This window comes from Emticicia fontis (assembly GCF_054779675.1).
This window is the reverse complement of the sequence record NZ_BAAGXU010000008.1, coordinates 55,760-73,645: the sequence shown is the minus strand read 5'-3', so window position 1 is coordinate 73,645 and position 17,886 is coordinate 55,760. Positions and strand designations below refer to the sequence as shown.

At 36.8% G+C, this 17,886-nt stretch carries 13 protein-coding genes; 7 read left to right on the top strand and 6 right to left on the bottom strand.

Translation table 11 applies throughout. From position 1 onward, the window contains the following. Positions 1-28: 28 nt before the first annotated feature. From ACYVFA_RS06000 to ACYVFA_RS05990, 3 genes are all read right to left on the bottom strand, one after another. Positions 29-1,207, bottom strand: a complete 1,179-nt coding sequence (locus ACYVFA_RS06000; RefSeq protein ID WP_460470900.1) for a thiolase family protein — start codon at positions 1,205-1,207, stop codon at positions 29-31. A 74-nt stretch (positions 1,208-1,281) separates the two neighbouring features. Next, the gene (locus ACYVFA_RS05995) at positions 1,282-2,502 is read right to left on the bottom strand and encodes a sugar MFS transporter (RefSeq protein ID WP_460470899.1); all 1,221 of its coding nucleotides are present in this window, start codon (positions 2,500-2,502) and stop codon (positions 1,282-1,284) included. 65 nt (positions 2,503-2,567) lie between these two features. Further along, entirely contained in the window at positions 2,568-3,908 is a 1,341-nt protein-coding gene (locus tag ACYVFA_RS05990; RefSeq protein WP_460470898.1) for a Gfo/Idh/MocA family protein, read from the bottom strand. A 130-nt stretch (positions 3,909-4,038) separates the two neighbouring features. Between ACYVFA_RS05990 and folE the strand changes: the two genes are divergently transcribed. The 4 genes from folE to ACYVFA_RS05970 all read left to right on the top strand — a co-directional run bounded on the left by folE (position 4,039) and on the right by ACYVFA_RS05970 (position 7,602). Beyond that, positions 4,039-4,719, top strand: coding sequence for a GTP cyclohydrolase I (folE, locus tag ACYVFA_RS05985; RefSeq protein WP_460470897.1), 681 nt, complete (start codon positions 4,039-4,041; stop codon positions 4,717-4,719). Between the two features lie 132 nt (positions 4,720-4,851). Then, positions 4,852-5,847, top strand: coding sequence for a c-type cytochrome (locus tag ACYVFA_RS05980; RefSeq protein WP_460470896.1), 996 nt, complete (start codon positions 4,852-4,854; stop codon positions 5,845-5,847). Positions 5,848-6,032: 185 nt separating this feature from the next. After that, a complete protein-coding gene (locus ACYVFA_RS05975; protein WP_460470895.1) occupies positions 6,033-6,446 on the top strand; it encodes a nuclear transport factor 2 family protein in 414 nt (137 codons plus the stop codon). A 226-nt stretch (positions 6,447-6,672) separates the two neighbouring features. Beyond that, a complete protein-coding gene (locus ACYVFA_RS05970; protein ID WP_460470894.1) occupies positions 6,673-7,602 on the top strand; it encodes an SPFH domain-containing protein in 930 nt (309 codons plus the stop codon). 57 nt (positions 7,603-7,659) lie between these two features. Here the strand turns inward: ACYVFA_RS05970 and ACYVFA_RS05965 are convergent, their stop codons facing one another. Both ACYVFA_RS05965 and ACYVFA_RS05960 read right to left on the bottom strand, forming a co-directional pair. After that, complete coding sequence (locus ACYVFA_RS05965) at positions 7,660-8,265, bottom strand: LysE family translocator (protein ID WP_460470893.1); 606 nt, start codon at positions 8,263-8,265, stop codon at positions 7,660-7,662. 23 nt (positions 8,266-8,288) lie between these two features. Then, positions 8,289-8,846, bottom strand: a complete 558-nt coding sequence (locus tag ACYVFA_RS05960; protein ID WP_460470892.1) for an NUDIX hydrolase — start codon at positions 8,844-8,846, stop codon at positions 8,289-8,291. A 732-nt stretch (positions 8,847-9,578) separates the two neighbouring features. Here ACYVFA_RS05960 and ACYVFA_RS05955 point away from each other — a divergent pair. The 3 genes from ACYVFA_RS05955 to ACYVFA_RS05945 all read left to right on the top strand — a co-directional run bounded on the left by ACYVFA_RS05955 (position 9,579) and on the right by ACYVFA_RS05945 (position 16,271). Continuing rightward, the gene (locus ACYVFA_RS05955) at positions 9,579-12,833 is read left to right on the top strand and encodes a SusC/RagA family TonB-linked outer membrane protein (protein ID WP_460470891.1); all 3,255 of its coding nucleotides are present in this window, start codon (positions 9,579-9,581) and stop codon (positions 12,831-12,833) included. A gap of 26 nt (positions 12,834-12,859) precedes the next feature. After that, entirely contained in the window at positions 12,860-14,629 is a 1,770-nt protein-coding gene (locus tag ACYVFA_RS05950; RefSeq protein WP_460470890.1) for a RagB/SusD family nutrient uptake outer membrane protein, read from the top strand. A 118-nt stretch (positions 14,630-14,747) separates the two neighbouring features. Continuing rightward, positions 14,748-16,271, top strand: a complete 1,524-nt coding sequence (locus tag ACYVFA_RS05945; protein ID WP_460470889.1) for a c-type cytochrome domain-containing protein — start codon at positions 14,748-14,750, stop codon at positions 16,269-16,271. 9 nt (positions 16,272-16,280) lie between these two features. Here the strand turns inward: ACYVFA_RS05945 and ACYVFA_RS05940 are convergent, their stop codons facing one another. Beyond that, complete coding sequence (locus ACYVFA_RS05940) at positions 16,281-17,843, bottom strand: GH3 domain-containing protein (RefSeq protein WP_460470888.1); 1,563 nt, start codon at positions 17,841-17,843, stop codon at positions 16,281-16,283. Positions 17,844-17,886: the final 43 nt, after the last annotated feature.

The window sequence follows — 17,886 nt, the reverse complement described above, 5'->3', positions numbered from 1 at the left end:
TGGCATCTCTTTAAAAGGATATTTTCAATTATAATTTTTCGATAATGATTGCGCTGGCGCCGCCACCTCCATTACAAATAGCAGCCAAACCATATTTGCCATTTTTCTGGTGAAGCACGTTGATAAGGGTTGTTACAATTCTTGCACCAGAACAACCTAGTGGATGCCCAATTGAGACTGCCCCACCGAATATATTAACATTATCATAGGATAAACCTAATTCTTTGCAAAAGACCATCGGTACTACCGAAAATGCCTCATTCACTTCAAAAAAATCTATATCTGCGACAGTCAGTCCTGCTCTTTTTAATGCTTTCTGTGCCGCAAATACTGGTGAGGTCGTAAACCATTCCGGTTCTTGTTCGGCATCAGCATAAGCAATAATTCTGGCAAGGGGTTTTAAGTTTTGTGAATGAACTGTCTCAGCAGATGCTAAAACCAAAGCTGCTGCCCCATCATTAATGGTAGAAGCATTAGCTGCAGTGACAGTACCATCTTTAGTGAAGGCAGGTTTCAGGTTGGGGATTTTTTCAAAAATCACATTTTTGTATTCCTCATCCTGACTCACAACCTTGATATTGCCTTTTTTATCAATAACATCAACCGCAGTTACCTCATTTTCAAAATATCCCTTCTCCCATGCTTCGGCAGAGCGTTTATAAGATTGTATAGCATATTCATCCTGGTCCTGACGACTGATATTATATTTAGCTGCGGTAGAATCACCAAAACAACCCATAGCCTGTGGTTGATAGGCATCTGTCAACCCATCTTTTGCTAAACCATCAATCAAGACGCCATTCCCATACCCATATCCGTAGCGAGCTTTTTCTAGGTAGAACGGAATCATTGACATATTTTCCATTCCTCCGGCAACCACTACCTGATTTTCTCCTAATTCAATCGATTGGCTACCAAAGATAATAGACTTCATACCCGAAGCACATACTTTATTGACCGTAGTTGTATTGGTTTTAGCCGGAAGACCACCATAAAGCGCGGCCTGACGAGCTGGTGCTTGTCCAATATTTGCCTGACAAACATTCCCAAAAAACAATTCATCCACATTTTCCGGTTCAATAGTTGCTTTCTTCAGGGCTGCTTTGATAGCCGTGGCACCTAAATGGGGTGCTGCAATAGTAGACAATGCTCCACCAAAACTTCCGATGGGAGTTCGTACAGCAGAAATGATATATGCCTTTTCCATGTGATGTGAATTAAAATAAAACTGTTACAGGTAATCCTGTAACAGTCAAACAAATAAACTGTATCATTAATTGCTTACCAGCTTTTTTTCTTATGGCCACTTGTGGCATAATATAAAATAAACAGATAAAGAGGAATCATCACTGCATAAGCTTGCTGAGGGCTTTTAACTGCATCAGCCACTGCACCATAAATTAGCGGTAAAATTGCGCCACCGGCAATCATCATAATAAGCCACGCCGAAGCTATTTTTGTGAATTTCCCAAGGCCATCAATTGCCAAAGGCCAGATAGCAGGCCACATGATAGCGTTAGCTAAGCCTAGTACAGCAATACAAATCACAGAAGTAAATCCACTGGTAAATAATGCTAAAACTGTCACAATCAGACCTAAAATAGTAGATAGTTTAAGCCAGGTTTGTTGCGAAACATATTTAGGAATAAGGAAGATACCTAAAACATATCCCAGCATCATCAACCAAAGAGTATATGTACCGAATTGACTTGCTTCTTCTTGCGGAAAACCTAATGAAACCCCATAGCTAATGATAGTATCACCTGCAATCACTTCAACCCCTACATAACAGAATAAGGTAATTAAACCTAAAACGAGATTCGGGAATTCAAATACACTTTTTTTCTCACCAATAGACTTTAAATCAGTGCCTTCTTGTTCTTCACTTACTTCTGGTAGTCCTTTTGAAAGTTGAATCAAAACGGCCAGAATAACAAGCACACCTGTCAGAATCAGATATGGTACCACTACTTTATCTAAATGATCAGATGTAGCAGCTGCTGCGGCTCCTCCTGCCAATAAAATGCCACCAAATACTTTTTGGCTAATAATACCTGCTGTTTTATTAGCAATACCCATAAAACTAATTCTTTGTGCCGCACTTTCTCTCGGGCCAAGAATAGTTGCATAAGGATTTGATGCTGTTTGAAGCAATGTCAAACCTATACCAATCGTAAACAGACCAATCAGGAATAAAGGATAAGATTCAGATTTGGCGGCCGGAACAAAAATTAGAGTACCAATTGCCATGATTCCTAGTCCAAGAGACATCCCCTTTTTGAATCCTACTTTTTTGAGTACAACAGAAGATGGAATAGCCATGATGGTGTAAGAAATAAAGAAGGCAAATGTAACCAGATAAGAACTGGTATTACTTAATCCGAATGCCTGTTTGAAAAAGGAAATGAGTGTTCCATTTACCCAGGTAACAAATCCAAATACAAAAAACAGAATACCAATCAGGAAAAGAGGCCCAAGGTAGCTTTTATTATTTTGTTCCATATCAATAGGGTTAAGAAATCAGTTTGCTGATTTGTAAGACAAATTTGTTTAGGTTATAATTAATTTTAATAATCATCATTCAATCCGAAAGTTCTCTTTCTGGTGCGCCATTTACCTCTGGTAAAGTCAGGTATTTCTACAGAAGAACTTCCTCTGGCAATTGATAATTCAGAAAGTGGGCTGATAGCACTCCACGCTGCTGCATCATAGACATCAATGGGTGGAGCTACTTTTCTTTTTATTGATTCAATAAACGCTCTGATAACGAAAAAGTCCATTCCTCCATGCCCTGCATTTACGGCATCCTGCTCGAATCTTTTCCATAATGGGTGGTCATATTCTTTTGCATAATCGGCAAACGGCTCCCAAGTATCATGCTTTTTAGAAGTACCTTCAATATAAATCTGGTTTCCGTCATTCATCCAGATTCCTTTGGTTCCCTGAGCTCTGAAACCCAATGAATACGGGCGAGGACTGCTTGTATCGTGGATAATTACAATATTTTCGCCATTGGCACATTGAATTGTGGTAGTTACAATATCACCTAATTTGAATTTTACCTTTGCATTTGGGTGGTTTTCACCTCCATTATCAACTATATAATTATGCATACCACGTGCTTTGGTAGCCATTGAAGTTAGATACAAAAACTGGTTTCCGTAATTAATATCCATCCAATGGGCTACTGGTCCTAATCCGTGTGTCGGGTATAAATCTCCATTTCTATCAACTGAATGCTGTGTTCTCCAGCGAGCTTCACTAAATCCTTTCTCCCCAAATTCAACCCCTTTTCCATAAGCACTTTTACCATCATTCAGTTTTACAAAACGTAAATCGTGCTGATAGCCGCAATGTCCATAAAGCATTTCACCGAACATTCCTTTTCTCACCATGTTCAACACAGCCATGATATCACGTCTATAACAAACGTTTTCTAATATCATACAATGTGAACCTGTCTGCTCAAAAGTATCAACCAAATCCCATGATTCCTGTAATGTTACTGTGGCAGATACTTCAACTCCTGCATACTTCCCTGCTTTCATTGCTGCAATAGCCATCGGCACGTGCCATTCCCAAGGTGTGGCAATCACAACACCATCTATATCATCCCTTTTAACCATATTCTCAAAATCTCTTTCACCTTTGGTATAAGCCACAGGAGTAGGTTTATTGAATTTCTGGATAATTTTGTTAGCTTCAGCAATAGAATTTTGGTCAATATCGCAGATGGCTGTAACTTCAACATCCGGTCTATACATTACTTGTTGAAGATGGGTTCTACCTCTCAGACCCACTCCAATAAAACCTAATCTTACTTTTTTTTCTTCGGTAGGATTCTTTTTTACAATAAATGGTACGGTTGAAGTAGCTAAGCTGGCAGATATAAAGTTGCGTCTATTCATAGTCTGGTTAAGAAAGATTTTCTGCAAAAAAATAGACTTATTACGCAATTTCAAAAGTTTAAGGTATAAATATTATTTTATTCATGGCGTATTCACTTATTTTTGTACCAGAAACCCAGCGTGGAATTTGATGAGCGATACAAATAAAAAAACTGACTACAAACATTTGTCTATTGACGAAATTGGAGAAAATCATTTTTCTTCGAATCCTGAAACACCGATGCGTGAAGATGCCTTCGAATTTGATGATGAAACCAAAATAGAGTTGATAGAAGCGCATTTCAGAGAAATTATGCATATTCTTGGCCTTGACCTTCTGGATGAAAGCCTGAGAGGAACACCTCATAGGGTAGCTAAAATGTATGTCAAGGAAACCTTTTCAGGGTTGAACCCTGAGAACAAACCAACCATGACTCTTTTCACCAACGAGTATAATTATAATGAAATGCTGGTTGAAAAGAATATTCAGTTTTATTCCAATTGTGAACACCATTTTGTGCCGATTATTGGCAAAGCACACATTGCATATATTTCAAGTGGCAAAGTAATAGGCTTATCTAAACTTCATCGTATTGTGAATTATTATGCACGCCGTCCGCAAGTTCAGGAACGAATGACCATGCAGATTGGAATTGCGCTTAAATCAGCATTGATGACCGAAGATGTGGCTGTAATTATTGATGCAGACCATCAATGTGTTTCTTCAAGAGGGGTAGGTGACCAGTCAAGTTCAACCATAACGGCTTTTTATGGGGGTGTTTTTAAGGAAGAAAATAAAAAGAATGAGTTTCTGAAGATTTTAAGCCTATAATTTCATAAAAGTCAAGGAAACATACCACTCGATAAATTGATGGTTTAAAAATTTGGAGTAGAGAAAAAGATTGTCTAGATTGGCATAACTTTTCTAACTTATTTATTACCAGTTATTTACCTCCTTAGCTTTATGAAAAAAACTCTACGTATTGTAGGCTACATTTTGCTGTTTGTTGTTGTAGCCATCGCTGCCGTTTTATCTTATGTGAAATTTGCATTGCCAAACATTGATGCCCCAGAAGACCTGCATGTGGAAGCAACTCCCGAAAGAGTTGAACGTGGCAAATACCTGGCTTACAATGTAACTGTATGTATGGATTGTCACAGTGCCCGGGATTATAGCCTCTTTTCAGCACCCTTAGTTGAAGGATCAGATGGAAAAGGGGGTGAGGTATTCGACCAGAAATTTGGTTTTCCAGGTAAATTTATTGCAAAGAATATTACGCCGTTTAATTTAAAGGATTGGACTGATGGAGAAATCTACCGTGCCATTACCTCAGGTGTTAAGAAAGACGGGACACCGATTTTCCCGGTAATGCCTTATGCGTATTATGGTAAAATGGATAAAGAAGATATTTATTCTATTATTGCATTTCTTCGCACTTTAAAACCTATTGAGAATGTAACAGAGGCACCCAAAGCAGATTTTCCGATGAATTTTATTTTGAATACCATTCCCACTGAAGCCAATCATAGCAAAATGCCAGATTCAAACAATGAAGTGGAATACGGAAAGTATCTGGTGTATAGTGCAGGTTGTTTTGAATGCCACACCAAACCAGATGATAAAGGTAAAAAAGTACCGGGAATGGATTTTGCCGGTGGTTGGTCATTTAATATAGGTGATGGTAAAACAGTTACTTCTGCTAATATTACTCCAGATAAAGAAACAGGTATTGGTGGTTATACTAAAGAATCTTTTATTACCAGATTTAAAACTTATGCAGACAGTTCATACAAGGCTCAACCAGTAGGCAAAGGTGAGTTTAATACAATTATGCCGTGGATGATGTATGCTGGAATGACAGAAAAAGATTTAGGCTCTATCTATGAGTATCTAAAAACAATCAAACCAGTTAAAAATCAGGTTGAAAAGTTTATTTATAAGCCTGTCGCCAATTTATAATTGATAAAATTATAATCGTATTATCAAGAGTAGCTCTTAAGGCTGCTCTTTTTTTGTTTACCGTTTCTAAAGATAAATCAACCATTTATAAGTCCTTCGAAACCATCAATCAATTGCAAGTTTTAAGGTTTTTGTTGTCAGTGTAATTTTGATTCAGAAAATCAAACAAAACTTATATAAAAGCCATGAAAAAACTCATTGTACTGTCGGTTCTTGTACTGATCTCTATCGCAGCGAAATTCCCAAAAAACTCAAAGGCGGAAATTGTCAGAAAAGGATTCTCCGCAGCAATCAATAAAGATGTTGATGCATTTGTAAATATGTGTGATGAAGACGTGGTTATTAGTTTTCATTCTGACGACTCTGAAATACCAAACTCAGTATTTAAAGGAAAAGAAGGAGCAAAGTCGTTTATGAAGCGCAGAAACAGTTTTGAGGTATACAATTTTACGAATATGCAATTTAAAGAATTAGGAGAGAAGGTGATTATTACGGGTCGATTTGAGGGTAAATTGATAGGAAAACCATCTTATACTAAAGAGTATGTTGGAGTAGCGGTTTTTAAAGGAGATAAAGTATTATATTATTATGCATTTTAGGAACTGACTTGGTTAATCAGCAAATTGGCTTAATGAAATAATAATGATTTCGTTAAGCCAATTTGCGTTTTATAGATTTATGAGATTAAAATTTTTAGCCATATTACACCAAATAAAATTTCTACATATATTTCATACAAAATTGCCACTTATCTATAAAAAGTTCGTAGGTTTCCGCAAGCAAACTACATTTGACCCATTATTTTAACTAAACCTTTATAATCTTATGAGTGCTATAATCGCAATTGTCGTCATAATTATTGTTCTTTATTTATCGGTAGTGATAGTTCAGCAAGGAAATGTGGCTGTTATTACTGTTTTCGGTAAATACCAGCGAATCATGACACCAGGTCTTAATTTTAAGATTCCGTTTATTGAATTCGTTTTTCGTACTATTTCTATTCAGAACCGCTCAGCAGAACTACAATTTCAGGCTATTACAAACGATCAGGCGAATGTATATTTTAAAGCAATGTTATTATATACGGTAACTGATCAGCAGGAAGAATCAATTAAAAATGTGGCTTTTAAATTCATTGACCAGGCCAACTTTATGCAGGCTTTGGTTCGTTCAATTGAGGGATCAATCCGTAGTTTTGTAGCAACCAAAAGACAGGCTGAAATTTTGAGCCTTCGCACGGAAATCGTATTAGATGTAAAAGAAAATCTGGATCATATTTTATTGGGCTGGGGTTATCACTTAATTGATCTTCAAATAAATGATATTACTTTTGATGAGGAAATTATTCGCTCAATGGCAAAGGTAGTGGCTTCAAGTAACTCAAAAGCTGCCGCTGAAAATGAAGGGCAAGCCTTATTAATTACCAAGACAAAAGCAGCAGAGGCTGAAGGTAATTATATCAGAATCCAAGCAGAAGCAGAACGTGAGGCTTCAAGATTAAGAGGTCAAGGTCTGGCGCAATTCAGAGAAGAGGTTGCTAAAGGTATGGCTATAGCTGCGAAAGAGATGGAAAAAGCTAATCTGGATTCTTCGCTAATCTTATTCTCACTCTGGACAGAATCATTAAAACACTTTGCAGAAGAAGGCAAAGGAAATGTTATCTTCCTGGATGGTTCTGTTGATGGGATGGAACGAACAATGAAGCAAATGCAGGCAATGCATCAGAAAGATGCCAATGCCAAGGCTGGTATATAAATTAGGTAAACAAAAATGGGAGTCCGAAAGGCCTCCCATTTTTGTTTTGAAAATACTCTAAAATATATCGTAAATCAATTTCATGCCAATCCCGATAAATACTATTCCTGAAAAATATTTTACTCTCTGAATAGTAAGGTTATTCATCCTGTTTTTTATTTTATCAGCAAAAATGGCGAACGCCGACTCCATGGCAAAGATTACGATAACACAAGAGGCAAAATAAGCTGTTTCGTCATAAATATCATATTTATAACCTTTTAAGGTTGCAGAAACAACCATCCAGGAAATAAAATTAACAGGATTAATAACATTTAGTAGGAAGCCTTTTCCAAAAAAATAAAAAAATCGGGCTAATTTGAAATCCTGTATATGAGAGATGGGCTTTGCATTACTGAATTGTGCGACACCTAAACCTACCAATAAAAGGGAGCCAAAAATTCGAGAAAAGGTTGCAAAATGAGGAATCTCAGGAAGAAAGGAGGTGCCAAAATAGGCAATGACAATCATAATTATATCTCCGAATACAACACCCAAAGATATTTTTACACCCGCCATATAGCCGTAATCAATACTATTTTGAATTAATGCAAAAAATACGCTTCCAAATCCGAAACTTAATACTAATCCGGTAAAAAAACCTAAGGAAATCGCTTCTAGCATATTGGTGTTATTTGGGTTTTAATTTATAAAAGATTGGGAAATCGTAAAATCATCGTTTTTAATAATCCAGCTACACTCATTGAATCTGTAATTTTATCCGCCATTACCATTTGATAAGCTTCTTTTATTGGCACCATTCTTATTTGCAACTGTTCAGTTTCTTCTGGCTGGCTCTCCCTTTGTGTTAAATCTTCAGCTAGGAAGATAAATGCCTCTTCTTTACATACGGAGTTTGAGGTATGGAGTCTGGAAATCATTGTCCATTTTTGTGCAATTAATCCAGTCTCCTCAAGAAGCTCCCTTTTAGCTGTTTCAAGAATGTCTTCGCCTTCAGGGCTTCCGCCTTCAGGTATTTCCCAGGAATATTCTTCGATTGGAAATCTGTATTGACCTACTAACCAGGTATTTCCTTCTTTGTCAATAGGTATAATCCCGATTGCGATGTTTTTAAATTCAACAGTGCCGTAAATACCTTTTCCACCGTTTGGATTTAGTACATTCTGATGAACCACTTTTATCCAGTTGTTTTCATATTTCACCTCCCTATCGAGGATTGTCCAAGGGTTAAGATTCTCATTCATTCTGCGAAATTAGAATATTTTGCCCAAGGTTAAAAATTAAGTAAATAATTACCGGAAATAAACAACAAATATGGTTTTATATTTTGACTAAACCCAGATAGAATTATTCATTTTTGTTCCTGATTGTATTATTTATGATGTTGTTTGCCATCAATTATAGCAATTATCTGTATGAGATTCGATAGAGAGCACAGATGATTATTCAAGCGCAATAGTTCAATCTTAACAAGAATAGGATTCCAATAAAGTTGGCCTTATGATGGGAACCTTTTTAAATAAGGTCGATATGAGAGGCAAGTAAAGCCTGTGCTAAGACTCTTTATTTATTTGAACCTAACAATGACTGTCTACCACCTGGGTTTTAGGAACTCAAAAAGTGATTTATATGAGCTAATTTAAAAAGGTTGAATAGTTTTAATTTATATTTTGGGATTACCGACTTGTAAATTTAATTTTTTTGTTAACTACAATCAATTTAAAACGTTTGCATAAGATTTTGGCTGTTTTTCTGTATGTACCTATTTTTATATTTACTCTTAATATAATACTATTGTAATAGTTTTTAATATTGCGTTAAAACTTAAGCCATCCAACCCTATTTTTTTAATGCTTCTGAATTTCTTAGGTCTTAAGAAATTCTTTGTTCAATTTTAAAAATAGAAAAAGTAAAACTTTATATTTGAATCGTAATATTATTGCACTGTTTTTATTAACCTAATTTTATATTTTTTCATGAAACAATCCTACTCTATTCCTATTAGGGCAAGAGCTCTATTGCTGCTATTTTTTATCCTCGGGTCTGCTGCTTTTGCCCAAAGAAAAATTACAGGTAAAGTTGTTGATGCCGATGCCCAAATTGGCCTTCCAGGGGTAACAGTCCTAATCAAAGGAGGTACAAAAGGTACTTCAACAGATGCCAATGGTAATTATTCATTAGATGTTCCGCAGAATGGCGGCACAATCGTTTTTTCGTCCATTGGTTATGAATCGAAAGAAGAAGTAATTGGTAATCGTTCTGAGATTAGTGTTTCGTTGAATTCAGATACGAAATCTCTTAACGAGGTTGTAGTAACGGGCTATGCTTCGCAACGTAAGAAAGACATTACAGGTGCGGTAACTGTGGTAAGTGCTAAAGAATTGACAGCAACGCCTGCTGCCAGTGTTACACAAATGCTTCAGGGTAGAGCTGCAGGGGTAGTTGTTGGAAACGACAATTCTCCAGGTGGGGGTACCATGGTACGTATCCGTGGATTTGGGTCAATCAACAATAATAGCCCACTTTATGTAATTGATGGTGTGCCGGCACAAGGTACATTGAATCAGTTGAACCCTAACGACATTGAGTCAATGCAGGTTTTAAAAGATGCCTCTGCTGCATCAATCTATGGTTCTCGTGCTGCCAATGGGGTTGTTATTATTACAACTAAAAAAGGTAAACCAGGTGAGCCGAGTTTTACATTTGATTTTTACACTGGTACACAAAGACCAGGCAAAATGCTTGATTTATTGAATACAAAGGAATTAGGGCAATACCTTTATGAGGCAGAATTAGGTGCAGGAAGAAATCCTTCTACAACTTCTCCTTCTGTTCAGTATAAATTTGGTCCTAATGGTGAGCAAACTGTTGCAGATTATATTTATCCAAACGTATATGGCGCTCTACCAGCAGGTATTACCTATACCAACGATATTGCTGACCCAAACCTAGGTAAAACGGCATTTAATATTACAAAAGCTAATAAAGAAGGAACTAACTGGCAAGATGTAATCTTCGATCCTGCTCCAATTTCAAACTACCAGATTGGTGCAAGTGGTGGTTCAAATAATGCAAAATATGCGATTTCTGCTAACTATTTCAAACAAGATGGTATCTTAAGATATACCAAATACAATAGATATTCAGTAAGAGCAAATACTGAATTTAAGAAAGGTAGATTCACTTTGGGTGAAAACTTAACGGTATCGTATGACGAAAGACAAGGTATTACTAACAATGACGAATCAAACCCGATTATGTTTGCGATTCGTGTTCACCCGATTATTCCTGTATTTGACATTACTGGCGGGCCTGCTGCATTAGGTGGAACTAATTTATCAGATTATAACGGTTTTGCAGGTAGTAAGGGTGTAAACCTTGGAAATGCACCCAATCCATTAGCAAGATTGTATCGTGAGAAAGATAACATTACCAAAGGTACTCATATCTTCGGAAACGTGTTTGCAGAGCTTGATATCATCAAAGGTCTGAAAGCCAGAACAAGTTTAGGTCTAGAGTATAATCAATCGAACAGATCTGAATATTTTCACCGTGATATTGAAGCCGCTGAGGCAAGAGCATCAAATAGCTTGAACGTTATTAATAACTTTGATAGAGCAGTAACCTGGTTTAATACTTTAAACTATAGTAGAGAGTTTGGATCACATAGCTTAAATGTTTTGCTAGGTACAGAAGCCATCACCAATTATTCATTTGGTTTCCAAGCTAATAGAAGTAACTTCGCATTTGATGCTTTAGATTATCGTTATCTTGATGCTGGGTCTGCTGCAGGTTTGAATAACTCAGGAGCAGGTGCTAATATCTTTGCCTTGTTCTCACAATTTGGTAAAGTTAACTATGCGTTTAAAGATATATATCTTGCAGATTTTACCTACCGTCGTGATGGTTCATCTCGTTTCTCGTCAGAAAACAGATACGCTACATTTCCTGCATTTTCTGTGGGTGTTCGTTTGTCAGAATATGCGTTCATGAAAGATCTTAAATTTGTGAACGACATGAAGATTCGTTTAGGTTGGGGTAAAACCGGTAACCAGAATATTCCACTTCCTTACAATGCTTATACACAATATGCTGCAAACCCTATTCAGAATGCCTATGATATCAACGGTACAGGAACATCAATCGTAGGAGGATTTGACCTTGTTCAGTTTGGTAACCCTAAAGGTAAATGGGAAACTACAACCTCAACAAATATTGGTTTAGATGCGGTATTGTTTAACAGCAAACTAGAAGTTATATTGGATTTATACAACCGTGTTACTTCTGATATGTTAACTCAAATTGCAATTCCAAGAACTTCGGGAACTGGTACTGTGCCTTATACCAATATTGGTGAAGTACAAAATAAAGGTTTTGATCTTGGTTTAAACTACAGAGATAAAGTAGGTGATTTCAGATATACAGTGGGTGTTAATTTTGGACATTATAAAAATAACGTTGTTAAATTAAATAATGATCCTAACGCGACAATCTTTGGATTCACTACTCGTCTTCCGGCTATTTCTGCTACTAAAGCCGGTTTGCCAATTGCAAGCTACTATGGTTACTTTGTTGATGGCGTTATTAAAGATGATGCCGAGGCAGCTGCGGCTCCTAAATTTGGTACCTATACAAGAGCTGGAACTTTCAAATTCAGAGATATGAACGGTGACGGTGTAATTACTGCGGCCGATAGAACGATCATTGGTAACCCTCATCCTGACTTTACTTATGGTGTGAATATCAACTTAGGCTATAAAAACTGGGATTTAACATTATTTGGTCAAGGTACACAAGGCAACGAAATCTTCAATTATGTTAGATATTGGACAGACTTTAACACTTTCCAGGGTAACAGATCAAAAGATATGTTGTATAATTCGTGGAAAAAACCAGGTGATGATGCTAAATTACCTCGCTTAAATGCAAGTGACGCTACCAGCCAGCAAATCTCCTCTTACTTCATTGAAGATGGTTCTTATTTCCGCTTGAAAAACGTGCAGTTAACTTATTCAGTTCCGACAGCATGGGTTAAGAAAATTGGCTTAGGCTCAGCTCAGGTATATGTTCAGGGACAAAACCTGTTGACTATTACTAAATATACTGGTCTTGATCCAGACATTAACTTGAGAAGATCAGGTAATGATAACCAAGATATTCATATGGGTATTGATGAAGGGGCCTACCCAGTAGCAAAATCGTATTTAGTAGGTCTACGTTTAGGTTTCTAATCATTAAAAATTTTTCAAAAAATAGAATGAAAAAATTACTTATCATAACAATATTGATCGCAACAAACTTTGCCTGTTCAGACAAGTTTTTCGATATAAAACCGCAAGGTCGTGCTTCGCTAGACCAGCTTAAGAATAAAAATGGTGTTAATGCACTTTTGGTTGGTGTTTACTCTTTGCTTGATGGTGTAGGATCAGGGAATACTGGCCGTACCTCAACGGCTTCAAACTACGTTTTTGGTGGTGTTGCTTCTGATGATGCCGTTAAAGGTACCGATGCTGGTGACCAGCCAGAGCAATCATTTATTGAACAATATAACTGGTTAGCAGATAACACCTATTTCCTTGGAAAATGGTGGGGAATGTATGATGGTGTAGCGCGTGCGAATGAAGTAATCCAAATCGTTGGAAGCCCTGACATTAAAGATATGACTGACGCCGAGAGAAATCAGGTAGTTGCAGAGGCACGCTTTTTAAGAGCTTACTTTCATTTTGAATGTAAGAAAATGTGGAATAAAGTTCCTTACATTGATGATAAAATTTATGTAGCTGATGATCCGAACTCTACAAAAGTTCCAAACTCGGAAGACATCTGGCCAAAAATTGAAGCTGATTTCGATTTTGCGATGAAAAATCTTCCACCTGTTCAATCACAAAAAGGTAGAGCTACCCAATGGGCTGCAAAAGCTTTCTTAGCTAAAGCTTATGTTTTCCAAAAGAAATGGGCACAGGCAAAAACTTTGTTAGATGATATATTGAATAATTCTGGTAAAAAACTGATGACGAATTACCATGAGAATTACAGAAATGGTACTTTCAACAATAATGGTGAATCTATTTTTGAAGTACAGTTTTCTATAAATGACGGTACAAATGGTGACAATGGTAACGTAGGAGACAACCTTAACTGGCCTTATTCATCAACTGCTCCGGGTAGAGGTTGTTGTGGGTTCTATCAACCATCACATAACCTGGTTAATGCATTTAAAACTGATGAAAATGGATTGCCGATGATTGGCTCCAAAGTAGATGGTTCGGAAGATACTTTTAATCAGGTAGATTTACCTAACGATCAGGGAATCACAGCAGCTACTGCATTTACTCTTGATAAATCTATTCCGGTTGATCCACGTTTAGACTGGACAGTTGGTCGCAGAGGGGTTAACTTCCTTGATTGGGGTGGAATGCCGGGTTCTTCATGGGTTCGTGACCAAACTTACGCTGGTCCTTTCATTGGTAAAAAATGGATGTATTATTTAGCAGAAGAAAGTAGCAGTACACACTCAACTAACAAACGTAGTACAAATAATAACTACAGAGTTATCAAATTGTCTTCAGTAATCTTATGGTTAGCCGAATGCGAAATTGAGCTGGGAAATTTGGGCAGAGGTGAAGAATTAGTTAATATGATTCGTAACCGCGCAAAAAATGGCAGTGTTCAGGATGCATCGGTAAATTATAAAATTGAACTTTATCCATCTGGAACCTTCACTTCAAAAGGTGCTGATTTTGCAAGAAACGCTGTTCATATGGAATCTCGATTGGAGTTTGCTATGGAAGGTCATCGTTTCTTTGATCTGGTTCGTTGGGGTATTGCAGAAAGTGTATTGAACAAATATGCTAAAGAAGAGGCTGTTCCAGGAAAAGAACCATCGGGCAGAACATTCGGAAAACGTGGTTATATGGCTGGTAAGGTATTTACATCTAAAAACAACTACTATCCACTTCCTCAAGATGAAATCTTGAATAGTCAGAAAGATGGCAAACCTACTCTTGTTCAGAATCCGGGATATTAATAAATATTCATTTTAATTATAAAATAGCCAAAGTCGACGACTTTGGCTATTTTATTTTTTTCTGAATCTTAGTATCTTTGAGAAAAATCAACCTTAACTATTTAATAAATCCATTTTAATGCCTATCCTCGCCATTTCAGAGTGGACTTCTTTTTTTGGCCGCTTTCATCCACTTTTAGTGCATTTACCAATCGGTTTCCTGATTATTGTTGGTGTTTTTGAAATCCTGAAAATTACTGGGCGTTTAAGCATTAGTCAGGACATTATTAAAGTGATTCTTCTTGTCTCGGCTATAAGTGCCACGTTTGCCTGTATTGCCGGATATTTCCTTTCATTAGAAGGAGGCTACAATGAAGAAATGCTTGAGGAGCATAAAATGCAGGGAATATGGCTGGCAGTTTTCTGCTGGATTGCCTGGCTAGCAAAAAATACATGGTTAAATGAAAGGGTAGGGATAAATAAAGTGCTTTATGCGCCTGCCTTAATACTTTCATTAATCTTAATGATGGTAGCGGGCCACCATGGCGGAAATCTAACACATGGTGAAACTTATCTGACTGACAATACACCACAACCTTTCAGAGCTTGGTTGGGTATGCCAGAAAAAACTGAGAAAGAATCAGAAAGCAAAGCAACTCAACCTAAGATTCAGAATATAAATGAAGCTATGGTGTATCAGGATATTATAAGGCCGATTTTTAAACAGAAATGTGAGCAATGTCATAATGCCAATAAAATGAAGGGTGATTTGAGAATTGATGAGATTGAATTGTTTAAAAAAGGAGGGAAGCATGGATCCATTTTTGTTGCGAATAATGTGGAGGAAAGTGAGTTTATCAAAAGAATTCTTTTGCCAGAATCTGACGATGATCATATGCCACCTAAAGGTAAAACTCAAATTTCTGAGAACGAATTGGCCTTAATGAAATGGTGGATAGAGCAAGGCGCTCCATTTGATAAGAAAGTTTCACAGGTTCAAGTTAGTGAGCCAGTTAAACCGATTCTTGCAAGTCTAGGAGGAACTGGAGGTACTTCAACATCTGGAGGAGTGCCGCAAGACAAATTTAATATTGAAGAAAAACTTTTGAGTGTAGCAACCGATGCCATTAGTGACAATACTTTAGCTGAATTGAAAAAATCAGGAGCCTTAATTCTTCCTTTTGCTCAGAATAATAATTACGTAGAAATTAGTTATATTAATAATTCAAAATTCTCAGATAACGAGGCGAGTGTTATTCCAAAAGCTTCAGACCAAACACTTTGGTTAAGATTAAGCGATACTCAAATTACTGATAAAGCATTAGCTGAAGTAGCTAAGCTTGAAAAACTAACCAGACTGCATTTAGAACAAACGAAAATTACAGACAATGGTTTAGGCCAACTAAGCACTTTGAAAAATCTAGAGTATCTCAACCTGATAGGCACAAAAATCTCTGATGCAGGCATCAAACAACTGGCCTCTTTGAAGAACCTGAAAAAACTCTATCTATGGAAAACGAATGTAACACTAAAAGGAGCAGAAGAACTAAAGAAGAGTTTACCAGATGTTAAAATCGATTTAGGTATGAGTGAACAACAGATTGCAGATTTTCTGAAAGCAAAACCAAACGAAGGTAGCGACGATTTATACAAGAAAAAATAAAGGTTGGGTTTAACCCCCAACCTTATCATAATTCTTTTTAACAAAATCTTCCCACTCATCTACCAATTTTCCTTTTAATACCCTAGGAAATTTATGCTGTCCACCTTCTTTACCTCTTAGTTTCATCCATTCGTAAAATGCCTTTGTTGGTAAAACTCTTAAAAATACATTTTTCAATGCATGACCTCTTTCAACTGCATAATCGTCATTGAGCTCAAATAACTTTTTATCAATTAACTCGCATAATTGCTTTTCATCCACTTTGTCATCAGTAGCTACATACCATTGATGAGCGAATAATGGCGGGTGTTTTATGCCTATTACTGTAAATTCACGAATATCAATTCCTAAATCTTTCGAAACTAATTCGATAGCATTATTCATATTATCGACTGACAAATGCTCTCCGCACAGGCTTAAAAAGTGCTTCGTTCTACCTGTAATCTTTATCTCTGCCCGGTTTTTATTCGTGAATTTTACCGTGTCACCAATCAGATAACGCCAGGCACCAGCACAAGTGGATATTAATAAGGCATAATCAACATCTTCTTCAACCTGATGAACCATCAATGTTTGTGGCTTTGCAACTACATTCCCATCTTCATCAAAATTATTTTCATTAAAAGGTATAAATTCAAAGAAAAGTCCCTGATTTAGCACCAATCTTAAATTCCCATCAGGGCGATCCTGATAAGCGAGGAAGCCTTCTGAGGCCATATATGTTTCAATATAAATAACAGGCTTCCCAAATAACTTTTCTAATCCCTGTTTATAAGGCTCTAAAGAAACACCCCCCCAAGCAAAAGCTGTTAGGTTTGGCCACAGTTCATGAATATTCTTAAGATTATATCTCTTGATGATCTTTTCAAGAAGGATGGTATGCCAGGCTGGTACGCCAGCTAAGAAACCAATATTCCAGTCTTTGGCATTTTCAGTAATCTCTTCAAGTTTATTGCCCCAATTTCGCTCAGCTGCAATTTTTTGACCCGGCTTATAAAAGTTCTGAAACCAGAATGGAAGAGTGCCGGTGGTAATACCGCTCAAATCTCCTTCATAGTGCGAATCAACTTCATTAAGGTCTGTACTGCCACCAAGCATTAAGTATCCTGTCTCGTAAATATTTGATGGTAATTTGTTATAATGACCTAAAGAGATAATTTGGCTTATACTAGTTCTCTGGATTGACTTTATCATATCCTTAGTTACTGGAATCGCCTTTGATGCTGCATCAGAAGTACCTGAGCTCAAAGCAAAGTATTTGATTCTTCCCGGCCAACATACATTCTTTTCTCCATTCCGTGCTTTATACCACCATTCAGCGTAAAGCTTATTATAATCATATATAGGAACAAGCTTCTGAAATTTCTCATAAAACTCTGTTCCTTTTTCAAAAATAGCGGTACTAAGTATTTCATCGAAATGGTATGCTTCTCCAAACTGGGTGTAGCGAGCCTTAGCAATTAGTTTCGTAAAGGCCTTCTTTTGCCATTTCAGTGGTTTAACTTTTCTTATCTTTTGTATTGTACTCGTAAACTTTATACTTCCTTTCAATAAACTTCCTAAAACTGCCATATTAAATAAATATAAGGTATTGAAGTGTAAATCATATCAATCT